Origin of the sequence: Campylobacter vulpis (genome assembly GCF_014217995.1) — a bacterium.
Lineage (GTDB): Bacteria > Campylobacterota > Campylobacteria > Campylobacterales > Campylobacteraceae > Campylobacter_D > Campylobacter_D vulpis.
Window position 1 is genome coordinate 1,330,279 of record NZ_CP041617.1, and the last position, 12,217, is coordinate 1,342,495.

Sequence of the window (12,217 nt, forward strand, 5' to 3'; positions counted from 1 at the left end):
AATAAAAAGTTTATAGAGCAACTACGCAAAGCATTAGTTTCATAATGAATTTTTAAGCGTAAAAACGCAGTATTTACGCCATTTATTTTCATAAAATTTGATAGTGCTTAAAGTCTTGCATTTCTTTTTGGGCTTCGCTTCCTTTATAAAGAACAAAGATTGTATTTTCATCGCTTAAATTTTGACAAATTTGGATCAAATTTTTTGCCTTCATCAAGGCTCTTGATGTGATAAAATCAGCCTTAAATTGTGCTTTATGATTTTGAACTTTTTCTTTAAAAATGGTAAGATTTTTAAGCTCACATTCTATCTTTACACTTCTTAAAAAGGCAGCTTTTTTGGCATTTGGCTCAAAAAGAGTAAAATGACTATCAAGTAAAAAGCTTAAAAAAATAGCAGGAAAGCCCGCCCCACTTCCTATATCAATGATATTTTGAGCCTTTGTAAGGTCGATGAAATTTAAAATTTCTATGCTATCTTGTATGTTCTCATCGATGTTTTTAAAATGGGTGAGATTGTGAATTTGATTAAATTTTTTAAGCAAATTTTTATAAATTTCCACCCTTTTTTCAAAAAATTTTTTGTCATAATCTGGCAAAAATTTCACTTTAAATGTCCCATAGAATCTTGCTTGATTTTAAGATAAGCATCGTTAAATTCATTACTTTTGATAAGTATAGGAATGCGTTTAATAAGCTTTGTTTTTAAAAAATTAAGCTTGTTGGGATTATTTGTGATGAGATTAATTTGCGAAATTTGATAATAATTTAGTATGAAATCCACCACCTCATAAGTCCTCTCATCAGGCTTAAAGCCTAGATGCTCGTTTGCTTCTATGGTATTTAAACCCTCATCTTGCAAGGCGTAAGCATTGACCTTATTAAAAAGCCCGATATTACGCCCCTCTTGCCTTAAGTAAATCACCATACCGCCGTTTTTTTCGATGTATTTTAGGGCAAATTCAAGTTGCTCACCGCAATCACATTTTAAACTTCCCAAACCATCGCCAGTGAGGCATTCTGAATGAATTCTTAAATTTAAAATATCACTAGGCTTTCCCTTAAAAATGCAAAGATGTTCTTTTTCTCCCTCTTTAAAGCTTTGAATTTGAAAATTCCCCCATTTGCTTGGTAAATTTGCAATTTTTGAAATTTTAATTTCCATTGATAACCTTTAATTAATTTATGTTAAAATTGGATTTTAACAAAAAAAAGGCAAATTATGTTTAAAAGATTTAGAAGATTAAGACTAAATGCAAATTTAAGAGAAATGTTAAGGGAAAATTCTTTAGAACTTCGCGATTTAATCTATCCTCTTTTTGTCGTGGAGGGAAGTGGAGTTAAAAATGAAATTTCCTCTATGAACGGCGTATTTCAAATGAGTTTAGATATGATTTTAAAAGAGTGCGAGGAACTTGTAAAGCTAGACATTAAAGCCATTATTCTTTTTGGTGTGATAGAGGAGGAAAAAAAGGATAGTTGTGGAAGTGAAGCGTTAGATGAAAATGGCCTCATTGCAAGGACTATTAGGGCTATTAAAAAGGAGTATCCGCAGCTTTTTATCATTAGCGATTTGTGCTTTTGTGAATATACAGAACACGGACATTGTGGCATCATAGAGCCAAAAAGTAAAAGTGTGGATAATGACGCGACTTTGGAGCTTTCAGCTAAACAAGCCCTTATCCACGCTAAAGCAGGCGTTGATATGATAGCACCAAGCGGAATGATGGACGGCATTATCCTTAGCTTACGCGAGGCTTTAGATGAGGCTGGATATGAAAACTTGCCTCTTATGAGCTATTCGACTAAATTTGCGTCAAGTTATTATGGACCTTTTAGAGAGGTGGCAAATTCCGCCCCAAGTTATGGAGATAGAAAAAGCTATCAAATGGACTTTCACAACGGCAAAGAAGCCCTAATGGAAAGCCTAGAAGATGAAGCACAAGGAGCGGACATTTTAATGGTAAAACCTGCCCTTGCGTATTTAGATGTGGTAAAAGAGCTTTCGCAAAATACAAATTTACCGCTTTGCGTTTATAATGTAAGTGGCGAATATGCAATGTTTCAAGCCGCTAAGAGGGCTGGGGTGATTGATTATGAAAAAATGCTTATGGAGACGATGATAGCCTTTAAAAGAGCGGGCGCAAAGCTTATCATCACTTATCACACTAAAGAAATCGCACAAATTTTAAGGAAAGAAGCGTGAGACATTTTTTAAGCCTAAAAGATTTTAGCAAAGAAGAAATTTTAGCCCTGATTCATCACGCTAAAATTTTAAAGCAAAAGCCCGAAAAACTTTTGATAGATAAAACTTTGGCTATGATTTTTGAAAAAAATTCCACACGCACGAGAATGGCTTTTGAATTAGCCATTACAGAGCTTGGTGGAAAGGCTTTATTTTTAAATGCTAATGATTTGCAGCTTAGTAGAGGAGAGCCTATTAAGGATACGGCGAGAGTTATAGGCTCTATGGTCGATTTTGTAATGCTTAGGGTTAATCGCCACGCAAGTTTGGAGGAATTTGCTAAATACTCAAAAGCACCCGTGATTAATGCTTTGAGTGATTTATACCACCCTACGCAAATTTTAGGTGACTTGCTAACAATGCAAGAGTATCAAAAAGAAGGTCAAATAGCCTTTGTAGGAGATAGTAATAATATGTGTAATTCTTGGCTTATCGCCGCTTCAATACTAGGCTATGAATTAAGCATTGCTTTACCTAAAAACTATCACATTCGCCCTGAAATTTTGGAATTTGCGAAAGAAAATGCGAAAAAAAGCGGAGCGAAAATCACTCTTACAAATGATAAATTCGAGGCTATCAAGGATAAGGAAGTTGTGATTACGGATACTTGGATTTCTATGGGTGAAGAGGAGCAAAAGGAGCGGAAAATCAAGGATTTTGAGGGCTTTATCATCGATAAAGATGCGATGAGTGTAGCGAAAAAAGATGCGATTTTGCTTCATTGCTTACCCGCTTATAGGGGCTATGAGGTGAGTGAGGAGCTGTTTGAGTTACACAGCGAGGTGATTTTTGAGGAGGCGAGAAACCGCCTTTTTGTTGTAAAGGCTTTATTGTGTTTTTTGGAGAGAGAAAAATGAAAGAAATTAAAAAAACCATAACAAAAAAACCAAAAGGTGCTGTGGCGGAGATTAATGATTTTAGCAAGTATTTAGGTATGAAAAAGCGAGATTTGACGATTTTTGAAATGCTTCCTGAAGAAAATGAGTATAGACTAAGGCTTAAAAATAGCAAGCTTAATAGAGTCGAGCCTTGGTTTATCATCGATGAAGATGGTGGCACACATGCGCTAACTTCTTTGCGTAGTCTTAATAATTTGCTAGATACCATTAAGAAAAATCAAAAAGAAATTTTTGAATTAAGGCTTGAAAAGGCGATTTATCAGCAAATGCCTGTGGATTTTAATGACGCTTGGGCTGTGGCGATGGACGCTGTTGAAAGGATTGTAAGTGTTACTGGGGTAGCTAGGACTAATGTCGATTTAGACCGCTTACTCGAAGACATTAAAAAAGAACACCCAAATTTATTTATCGATATGAATATGATGATGGAGAGTTTGCAAAATGAAAGATTATAAGGCCTTTGTAAAGTATTCTAAGGCTGGTCCGCGTTACACTTCCTACCCAACGGCTGTGGAATTTAGCACAAAATTTAGCTATGAAGAGTATTTAAAATGCTTAAAAGAATCAAAACGCAATCTTTCTTTATATTTTCATCTGCCTTTTTGTAGGAGTGCTTGCTATTTTTGTGGGTGCAATGTCATTTACACGGCTAAAGAAGAAAGTAAAAAGCGTTATTTAAAATATCTTTTTAGAGAGCTTGAAATTTTAAGTTCTCTCTTAGACACACAAAAAAAAGTTGTTCAAATGCACTTTGGAGGCGGCACACCGACATTTTTTTCTGCTGAGGAATTAGAAAGCTTGATCTTAAAAATTAAAAGCATTTTCCCCTATTTTGACGAAGAAGCCGAGCTAAGCTGTGAGATAGACCCGCGTTTTTTCAATGACGCACAAGCCGATGTTTTGGTGCAAAATGGCTTTAACCGCATTAGCTTTGGGGTGCAGGATTTTGACGAAAGAGTGCAAAAAGAAATTCATAGAATTCAACCTTTTGATTTGACAAAAGAAGCACTTTTAAAGGTGCGAAACAGGGGGATAAAGTCCGTTAATATCGATTTAATTTATGGCTTACCCTTTCAAAATTTGCAAAGTTTTAAGCAAACCTTAGACAAAATTTTGCTTTTAGACCCTGACCGCTTGGCGATTTTTAATTACGCACATGTGCCGTGGCTTAAGAAAAATATGCGAAAATTTGACGAAAATACCCTACCAAGCCCTGATGTGAAATTGCAAATTTTAGAATATTGTGAGCAATTTTTGGGGCAAAATCACTATAAAATGATAGGAATGGACCATTTTGCTAAGGAAGATGATGAGCTTTTTAAGGCTTTAAAGGATAATACCTTGCATAGAAATTTTCAAGGCTACACGACTAAGGGGGGTGTGGATTTAGTGGGCGTTGGACTAACTAGCATAGGTGAGGGGCAAAATTATTATGCACAAAATTTCAAGGATTTAAAATCCTATGAAGAGGCGATTGAAAGGGGTGTTTTGCCTTTTGAAAGGGGTGTTTTACTTAGTGATGATGATAGGCTTAGAAAGGCTGTTATTATGGCTTTGATGGCAAATTTTAAGCTAGATATTAAGGAGATAGAGAGGGAATTTGGCATTGATTTTAAGGCGTATTTTAAAGAGGATTTAAAAGCACTTAAGGAATATGATGAGTTTGTAAGTATTGAAGATGATTTCATTAAGGTCAATGAAACAGGCACAATGCTTATAAGAAATATCGCAATGTGTTTTGATGCGTATTTAAAAAACATTAGCGAAGAAAAAAAAGTATTTTCAAAGACTTTATAATGGACTTTACAAAATTTTCTCAAAGCTGCGTAAAATGCGGTAAATGTATCCCTACTTGCACTATTCATCAAATCAAACGCGATGAGATAAATTCTCCGCGTGGTTTTTTAGACCTTTTAGCCGCCTATAAAGAGGGAAATTTAGAGCTTGATAAAGAGGCAAAAAGGGTTTTTGAATCCTGCTTTTTATGCACGAATTGCGTGGAGGTTTGCCCCTCGCACATTAGGGTTGATAATGCCATTGAGGCGGTGCGTTATGACATCGCTAAGAAATTTGGCATAGCGTGGTATAAAAGACTTTTGCTTTATTTTTTACGCAGGCGAAAAGCCCTTGATATAGCAGCTAAATTTGGTTTTGTATTTCAAAGCTGTGCTTTTGCTTTGCAAAATTCTGGTATGAAGGCGCGTTTTTCTTTACCCTTTATCAAAAAAGGCAGGCTTTTGCCTAGTTTTAAGCAAAAAAGCTTTTTAAATCAAAACACCGAATTTATCGATAATGGCGGAGAAAAAAGCGTTGGTTTTTTTGTGGGCTGTTTGGCAAATTATTTTTATATAGAGAGTGCAAAAGCCGTGCTTAGCATAGCTAAAGAGCTTAAAATTAATGTCGATTTGATGAAAGGACAAGTTTGCTGTGGGGCGCCACATTTTTTTACAGGGGATTTTAAAAGCCTTGAAATTCTAGCAAAAAAAAATGTGGAGTATTTTGAAAAAAAGCTTGAAAGTGTGGAGTATATCATCACTCCTGAAGCGACTTGCTCGGCGATGTTAAGTGTGGATTTGGAGCATTTTTTTACGATGATAAAAGAGGAGCAGTGGGCTAAAAGAGCGGCTAAAATCGCTCCTAAAATCAAGCTTGCAACTTGGTATTTTTATGAAAAAACACCCCTTTTAGAGCTTTTAAAAACTAAGGGAAAAAAAGATTTACTTTTGACTTATCACGACCCTTGCCACGCGAGGAAAATGCAAGGAGTTTTTAAAGAACCGCGTGAATTTTTAAAAGCAAATTACCGCTTTGTTGAGATGAGTGATTCTAATGCTTGTTGCGGTTTTGGGGGCGTGAGTATGCAAAGTGATTATTATGAAAATACCTTAAAAGTAGGATTTAAAAAAGCTAAAATGATAGATGAAAGCGGTGCTAGTGTGGTAAGTGCGGAGTGTTCTGCTTGTAGAATGCAAATTTCAAACGCCCTCACACAAAATCAAAGCAAGGCGATTTTTAAAAGCCCTCTTGAATTAATCGCAGAGGCTTTAAAGCGGTGAAAAATCTTTGCATTATCCCAGCGCGTGGAGGCTCTAAGCGAATTCCAAGAAAAAATATTATTGATTTTTGTGGCAAACCCTTGATGAGTTATAGCATAGAAAATGCCCTAAATTCAGGTGTTTTTGAGGAAGTTGTGGTTTCTAGTGATGATGAAGAAATTTTGCAAGTGGCAGAGACTTTTGGGGCGAGGGCTTTGATGAGGGAAAAGGAGCTAAGTGATGATTTTAGCTCAAGCTCTAAGGTTATAAAAAGCGTTAGCGAAAAAATAGGGGCTGGATATGAAAATATTTGCTGTCTTTACGCTACTGCTCCCTTACTTAATGCAAAGCTTTTAAAAGAGGCTTATGAAGAATTTATTAAGAGTGATTTTAGCTTTTTGTTTAGTGCTGTGGAATTTGACTATCCTATACAAAGGGCGTTTTATTTAAAAGAAAAAAAAGTTTATATGTTTGATGAGAGTCAGTATTTTGCACGCTCGCAGGATTTAGAAAGGGCGTATCACGATGCGGGGGCGTTTTATTTTGGTAAAAAAGAAGCGTGGCTTAAGGAAGAGATGATTTTCACGCCTAATTCTAGCGTGTATGTCTTAGCAAGAAATTTGGTTTGTGACATTGACACGCCACAGGATTTAGAATTTGCAAAAAAACTTTTTGCGTTAAATAAGGCATTGCTGTGAAAATTCTCATTCGTGCGGATAGTTCTTTTAAGCTAGGACACGGACACATACAGCGTTGTCTTATTTTAGCAAGGCAGTATGAAAAGCTAGGACACGAGGTAAGCTTTGCTTGTTTGGAGCTTGAGGGAAATATCATAGAAAAAATTCCTAATGAGGTTTTTTTGCTTGAGGGAGCAAGTTTAGATGAACTTTGTGAGTTGATTAAAGAGGAGAATTTTGAACTTTTAGTGCTTGATCATTATGATTTTAGTGAGCAAGATGAAAGGGCGATTAAGGCGTTGTGTGAGGTGCAAATTTTAAGCTTTGATGATGAGTTAAAACCTCATTTTTGTGATATTTTGCTTAATGTCAATGCCTATGCAAAAGCCTCGTTTTATAAAAATTTAGTTCCTGCTACTTGTGAGCTTAGGTGCGGTTTTTCTTATGCTTTAATCAGGGAGGAATTTTATGAGGAGGCAAGGATTAAGCGTAAGAAAATCTGGGATATTTTCATTTGTATGGGTGGCACAGATAGTAAAAATCTCTCCGCCAAACTTGCACTTGATCTTCCCAAAAGCCTAAAAATTCTCATCGTCACGACAAGTGCAAATAAAAATTTAAAAGCCCTAAAGCATTTAGAGCAAAATGAGGCAAATATCACTTTGGCGGTGGATTTAAAACATTTTGCTAAGACGATGAATGAAAGTAAAAAACTCATTATCCAAGCTTCAAGTTTAGTCAATGAAGCCTTACTTTTAAAGGCGAATTTTAAAGCCATTTGCACCCAGAAAAATCAAGAAAAACTCGCCCAGTGGCTTTTAGAAAAAAACTATGAAGTGGAATATCGATGATAGAGCTTAGAAATTTTATCTCTCTTAGTGAAAACGAGCTTAAGGAGCTTTTAAAATGGCGTAATGATAAAAGCGTGGCAGCTTTTATGAAAACGCAAAATATTAGCCTAGAGGAACATTTGCAATTTGTAAAGAGCCTTAAAAATGATATCAGTAAGCGTTATTTTGTAGTTTTTAAAGAGGGACAGAGCATAGGCGTGATACATCTTTTCAATATCAGTCTTCAAACTTGTGAATTTGGACTTTATGCAAAGCCCTGTGTAAAAGGCGTAGGGCAGTTTTTAATGAATGAAGTTTTAAACTATGCTTTTACACATTTAAAGGTGCAAAAGCTTAATGCTTGCGTGCTTAAGACAAATGAAAAGGCTTTAACTTTGTATCTTAAAAATGGCTTTGAAATCATCAATGAGGACGAAAAAATGCTTTATGTTTGTAAAATACGGGGGGGGGGGGGGTAGCCCTTTATCATAACCCTTTAAGGAGGGCTTCGTGAAAATCGCCCTCGTAACTTCTCCTAAGCAATGGTTTTACGAAAAGGCTTTAGAATTTGCAAAAAGACTTGGAGCGGATTTTTTTGATACATACGAGAAAGTAAGGGGCTATGAGGTCGTTTTCATTTTATCTTATCATAAAATTATTTCGCCAAATTTATTAAGCCTTAATCAACACAATCTCATCATACACGCTTCCAAACTCCCGCAAGGAAAGGGTTGGTCGCCTATGTTTCATCAAATTTTAGAGGGTAAAAATGACATTGTTTTCACGCTTTTTGAAGCAGGTGTGGGGGTAGATAGCGGGGACATTTACCTACAAAAAACGCTTAAGCTTAGAGGCGATGAGCTTTATGAGGAATTAAGAGCTAAACAAGCTTTTTTTAGTTTAGAGCTTTGTGAAGATTTTTTAAAACTTTATCCCAATTTAAAGCCAAAAAAGCAAAGTGGTGTAGAGAGCTTTTACCCTAAAAGAAGCCCTAAAGATAGCAAATTAAACATCGATAAAAGTTTAAAAGAGCAATTTAATCTTTTACGCATTTGCTCAAACGAAGACTTCCCTGCTTTTTTCTATCACAAAGGTAAAAAATTTGTGCTAAAGATTTATGAGGAAATTTAGTTTTAGCATTAAAAAATAAATTATTATTAAGTAATTATTAAATTTATATTAATAATATATCAATAACAAATCATAATTTAAGCAGCATTTCACATCACAACTTACAAGCAAACAAACACACCAAAACAAAAATTTTTAAAATTGTTTAAAGCCTATTGAAATTAATAAAACCTATCGCAAAAATATAAACTTAACATTGTAGCCCTAAGGCTACAAATTCAATGTCTTGCGAGGTAGTTCGTATCGTAGCTATTATTGATAAAATCTGGATTTTCCATCATAGAAAGATGAAAATCACGCGTGGTTTTAATCCCCCCAACAATGAGTTCATTTAAAGCCACTTTCATCTTAGAAATAGCCGTGTTTCTATCCTCTCCCCACACGACAAGTTTGCCTATCATCGAGTCATAATAAGGCGGCACAGCATAGCCCTCATAACAATGGCTTTCCATTCTCACATTACGCCCTGCTGGTGGGATATATTTGGTAATTTTACCCGGACTTGGCAAAAAGGTCTTGCTATCTTCGGCTGTGATTCTACATTCTATGCTATGGCCGCGTAATTTAATGCTTTCTTGTGGAGGCAAGGCATAGCCCTCGGCAACCTTTATCATCAATTCTATGATGTCTATACCGCTTACCATTTCACTTACGCAGTGTTCAACTTGCAAACGCGTATTCATTTCTATAAAATAAAAATCCAAATTTTTATCTACCAAAAATTCGAAAGTCCCAGCTCCCTCATAGCCTATGGCTTTTGCCGCTTTTACCGCCGTTTCGTGGAGTCTTGTCCTAGTTTTTTCATCAAGCAAAATGGCAGGACTCTCCTCGATAAGCTTTTGATGACGCCTTTGCATAGAGCAATCTCTCTCGCCTATGTGTATGACATTGCCAAAGCTATCTCCTACAACTTGCACTTCGATATGGCGAGGATTTTGGATATATTTTTCCATATACATCGTCCCGTCCCCAAAAGCCGTCATCGCCTCACTTTCAGCTGACCAGTATGCTTTTTCTAAATCTTTTTCATTATCCACCACACGCATACCACGCCCACCGCCTCCAGCAGCCGCTTTTAAAATAACGGGATAGCCTATTTCTTTTGCAAGTTTTTTCGCAGCTTCTGCCCCAGCTAAAGCCCCATCACTTCCGGGTATCACAGGCACACCAGCCCTTTGCATAACTTGTTTTGCCTTGCTTTTATCACTCATTAAATTCATCGCCTCCACTGAAGGACCTATGAATTTAAGATTATGTTTGGCACAAATTTCAACGAAATTTTGATTCTCACTTAAAAAGCCATATCCAGGGAAAATCGCATCTGCCTCCGCAATTTCTGCCGCTGTGATAATGGCAGGGATATTAAGATAACTCTCCGCACTTCTTGCCTTACCTATGCAGATATTTGCGTCAGCGTATTTGAGATAAAGGGCGTTTTTATCTGCTTCAGAATAGACGCAAATAGCCCTTTTTCCCATTTCTTTAATCGTCCTTAAGGCTCTTAGAGCGATTTCACCGCGATTTGCTATTAAAACGCTTTTAATTTCCATTTATAGTTTCTCCACTGCAAATAAAGGCATACCAAATTCCACAGGCTGTCCGTCCGCAACTAAAACTTCAACGATACGGCAATCAAACTCCGCTTCAATCTCATTCATAATCTTCATCGCCTCGATAATGGCTATCGTATCGCCCTTTTTCACATTAGTCCCCGCTTTGACAAAAGGTGCTGCACCTGGGCTTGGTGCTTGGTAGAAAGTGCCTACCATAGGGCTTGTAATGCTTGGTTGATTATTTTTAGTTGGGGTGTGATGGGTTTCATTAACGACATTGACATTAATAGGTTGAGGAGTAGCAGAGGGAGGACAAACAGGGGTTGGAGTATCACAGCACATATCCCTTTCAAGTTCAATCTCAAAGCCGTCTTGCTCCTTAATCTTAATCTTGCTAATATTTGCCTCAGCAAACAAATTCACAAGCTCTTTAATCTCTTCTTTAGTCATACAATTCTCCTATATTAAAGACTTTAAATTGCTATTATATTAAAAAATAGTAATTTAAATTTAAAATTGATTTTTTTTTGCTAAAATTAAGCATATTTCATCGCAAAGATGAGATAAATTCTTAAAGGAGGCACATATGAAGAAACTATTGCTTTGTATGATTGCATTTTTCATAGTAGGGGCGAGTATGGCGGAAGCGAAGCCAAAAGTTGCTATTTTAGCCACAGGGGGAACGATAGCAGGGTCTATCGATAGTGCGGTTGCTACTACTGGCTATACGGCTGGTGTTGTAGGTGTTGATGTGCTGATTAAAGCAGTGCCTGAAATTCAAAATTTAGCGAAAATTCAAGGTCAGCAAATCGCAAATATCGACAGCTCAAATATGCGTGATGAAATTCAACTCAAACTCGCACAAGAGATTAACAAACTTTTCGCAAGTGGAGTTGATGGCGTGGTGATCACTCACGGAACGGACACTATGGAGGAGACGGCTTATTTTTTAAATTTAACCATTAAAAGCGATAAGCCTGTCGTTTTAGTTGGTGCTATGCGTCCAAGCACAGCCATAAGTGCTGATGGTCCTAAAAATCTTTACAATGCAGTTGCTCTAGCAGCCGATAAAAACGCTAAAGGTAAAGGCGTAATGGTCGCTATGAATGATAAAATTCAAAGTGCTAGAGGTGTGGTAAAAACACATACTTTAAATGTCGATGCTTTCTCTTCGCCTGATTTTGGAGATTTAGGCTATATCGTAGATGGTAAAGTTTATTTTTATAACAATGTCGCAAAAGCACACACTAAAAAAGCACCTTTTGATGTGAAAAATCTTAAAGAATTACCAAAAGTAGATATTCTTTATACCTATTCAAATGATGGCAGTGCAGTGGCTGCTAAGGCTTTATTTGAAAATGGCACAAAAGGTATAGTAGTCGCTGGAAGTGGTGCTGGTAGCATACACGAAGCACAAAAAGAAGTTTTAAAAGAGCTTTTAGCTAAAGGGCTTAAAGTTGCCGTTAGCTCTCGTGTAGTAGCTGGAAATGTGGCAGTAAGTGAGGCTGATAAAAAGCTAGGTTTCATCAGTGCGGAAGATTTAAATCCACAAAAAGCTAGAATTTTACTAATGTTGGCTTTAACTAAGACTAACGATCCTAAGAAAATTCAAGAGTATTTCTTAAAATACTAAAACATAGGCTCATAAAGAGCCTATGTTCAAACTTTACATTGTTTAATTTTAAATTCGCTCAAAAACACATTGCGTATTCATAAGGTATAGTAAGCATACACGAAGCACAAAAAGAAGTTTTAAAAGAGCTTTTAGCTAAAGGGCTTAAAGTTGCTGTAAGTTCTCGTGTAGTGGCTGGAAATGTGGCAGTAAGTGAGGTGGATAAAAACTAGATT

The 12,217-nt window shown here is 36.4% G+C and carries 13 protein-coding genes and 1 pseudogene; 10 read left to right on the forward strand and 4 right to left on the reverse strand.

Annotation, left to right across the window (positions count from 1 at the left end):
- Positions 1-39 precede the first annotated feature (39 nt).
- Positions 40-607: pseudogene (gene rsmG / locus CVULP_RS06845) on the reverse strand (16S rRNA (guanine(527)-N(7))-methyltransferase RsmG).
- Complete coding sequence (gene ribA, locus CVULP_RS06850; protein WP_099461798.1) at positions 604-1,164, reverse strand: GTP cyclohydrolase II; 561 nt, start codon at positions 1,162-1,164, stop codon at positions 604-606. Before ribA ends, rsmG begins: the two are co-directional and overlap by 4 nt.
- A 57-nt stretch (positions 1,165-1,221) precedes the next feature.
- Here ribA and hemB point away from each other — a divergent pair, with 57 nt between their 5' ends.
- The 9 genes from hemB to CVULP_RS06895 are packed head-to-tail and all read left to right on the forward strand — an operon-like array spanning position 1,222 to position 8,816.
- Entirely contained in the window at positions 1,222-2,205 is a 984-nt protein-coding gene (hemB, locus tag CVULP_RS06855; RefSeq protein WP_099507270.1) for a porphobilinogen synthase, read from the forward strand.
- Complete coding sequence (gene argF, locus CVULP_RS06860) at positions 2,202-3,101, forward strand: ornithine carbamoyltransferase (protein WP_099507269.1); 900 nt, start codon at positions 2,202-2,204, stop codon at positions 3,099-3,101. Before hemB ends, argF begins: the two co-directional genes overlap by 4 nt.
- Entirely contained in the window at positions 3,098-3,598 is a 501-nt protein-coding gene (locus CVULP_RS06865) for a DUF2603 domain-containing protein (protein ID WP_099507283.1), read from the forward strand. The genes argF and CVULP_RS06865 overlap by 4 nt, the downstream gene beginning before the upstream one ends.
- Positions 3,585-4,940 (forward strand): oxygen-independent coproporphyrinogen III oxidase, encoded by a 1,356-nt coding sequence (hemN, locus tag CVULP_RS06870; protein WP_099507268.1) that lies wholly within the window; start codon positions 3,585-3,587, stop codon positions 4,938-4,940. The genes CVULP_RS06865 and hemN overlap by 14 nt, the downstream gene beginning before the upstream one ends.
- Positions 4,940-6,199, forward strand: coding sequence for a (Fe-S)-binding protein (locus CVULP_RS06875; RefSeq protein ID WP_099507267.1), 1,260 nt, complete (start codon positions 4,940-4,942; stop codon positions 6,197-6,199). Before hemN ends, CVULP_RS06875 begins: the two co-directional genes overlap by 1 nt.
- Positions 6,196-6,876 carry a pseudaminic acid cytidylyltransferase gene (gene pseF / locus CVULP_RS06880; protein ID WP_099507266.1) on the forward strand — a complete coding sequence of 227 codons (681 nt, stop codon included), beginning with the start codon at positions 6,196-6,198 and terminating at the stop codon, positions 6,874-6,876. The genes CVULP_RS06875 and pseF overlap by 4 nt, the downstream gene beginning before the upstream one ends.
- Positions 6,873-7,706, forward strand: a complete 834-nt coding sequence (gene pseG / locus CVULP_RS06885) for a UDP-2,4-diacetamido-2,4,6-trideoxy-beta-L-altropyranose hydrolase (protein WP_099507265.1) — start codon at positions 6,873-6,875, stop codon at positions 7,704-7,706. The genes pseF and pseG overlap by 4 nt, the downstream gene beginning before the upstream one ends.
- Complete coding sequence (gene pseH, locus CVULP_RS06890; RefSeq protein ID WP_213356893.1) at positions 7,703-8,164, forward strand: UDP-4-amino-4,6-dideoxy-N-acetyl-beta-L-altrosamine N-acetyltransferase; 462 nt, start codon at positions 7,703-7,705, stop codon at positions 8,162-8,164. The genes pseG and pseH overlap by 4 nt, the downstream gene beginning before the upstream one ends.
- A gap of 31 nt (positions 8,165-8,195) precedes the next feature.
- Entirely contained in the window at positions 8,196-8,816 is a 621-nt protein-coding gene (locus CVULP_RS06895; protein ID WP_213276711.1) for a formyltransferase family protein, read from the forward strand.
- A gap of 218 nt (positions 8,817-9,034) precedes the next feature.
- On the opposite strand, the gene CVULP_RS06900 is transcribed toward CVULP_RS06895, so the two are convergent.
- Together CVULP_RS06900 and accB are read right to left on the reverse strand one after the other, a co-directional pair.
- A complete protein-coding gene (locus CVULP_RS06900) occupies positions 9,035-10,366 on the reverse strand; it encodes an acetyl-CoA carboxylase biotin carboxylase subunit (RefSeq protein WP_099461122.1) in 1,332 nt (443 codons plus the stop codon).
- The gene (gene accB / locus CVULP_RS06905) at positions 10,367-10,819 is read right to left on the reverse strand and encodes an acetyl-CoA carboxylase biotin carboxyl carrier protein (protein WP_099507262.1); all 453 of its coding nucleotides are present in this window, start codon (positions 10,817-10,819) and stop codon (positions 10,367-10,369) included. It abuts the gene before it with no gap.
- A 157-nt stretch (positions 10,820-10,976) separates the two neighbouring features.
- Here accB and CVULP_RS06910 point away from each other — a divergent pair, with 157 nt between their 5' ends.
- The gene (locus CVULP_RS06910; RefSeq protein ID WP_180753038.1) at positions 10,977-12,002 is read left to right on the forward strand and encodes a type II asparaginase; all 1,026 of its coding nucleotides are present in this window, start codon (positions 10,977-10,979) and stop codon (positions 12,000-12,002) included.
- Positions 12,003-12,217: the final 215 nt, after the last annotated feature.

What these genes read in the sequence shown, in the direction of transcription:
- CVULP_RS06865 (WP_099507283.1), top strand. Translation starts at nt 3,098, where the DNA reads ATGAAAGAAATTAAAAAAACCATAACAAAAAAACCAAAAGGTGCTGTG.
- CVULP_RS06900 (WP_099461122.1), bottom strand. Translation starts at nt 10,366, where the DNA reads ATGGAAATTAAAAGCGTTTTAATAGCAAATCGCGGTGAAATCGCTCTA.
- CVULP_RS06875 (WP_099507267.1), top strand. Translation starts at nt 4,940, where the DNA reads ATGGACTTTACAAAATTTTCTCAAAGCTGCGTAAAATGCGGTAAATGT.
- CVULP_RS06910 (WP_180753038.1), top strand. Translation starts at nt 10,977, where the DNA reads ATGATTGCATTTTTCATAGTAGGGGCGAGTATGGCGGAAGCGAAGCCA.
- pseH (WP_213356893.1), top strand. Translation starts at nt 7,703, where the DNA reads ATGATAGAGCTTAGAAATTTTATCTCTCTTAGTGAAAACGAGCTTAAG.
- ribA (WP_099461798.1), bottom strand. Translation starts at nt 1,164, where the DNA reads ATGGAAATTAAAATTTCAAAAATTGCAAATTTACCAAGCAAATGGGGG.
- hemN (WP_099507268.1), top strand. Translation starts at nt 3,585, where the DNA reads ATGAAAGATTATAAGGCCTTTGTAAAGTATTCTAAGGCTGGTCCGCGT.
- hemB (WP_099507270.1), top strand. Translation starts at nt 1,222, where the DNA reads ATGTTTAAAAGATTTAGAAGATTAAGACTAAATGCAAATTTAAGAGAA.
- accB (WP_099507262.1), bottom strand. Translation starts at nt 10,819, where the DNA reads ATGACTAAAGAAGAGATTAAAGAGCTTGTGAATTTGTTTGCTGAGGCA.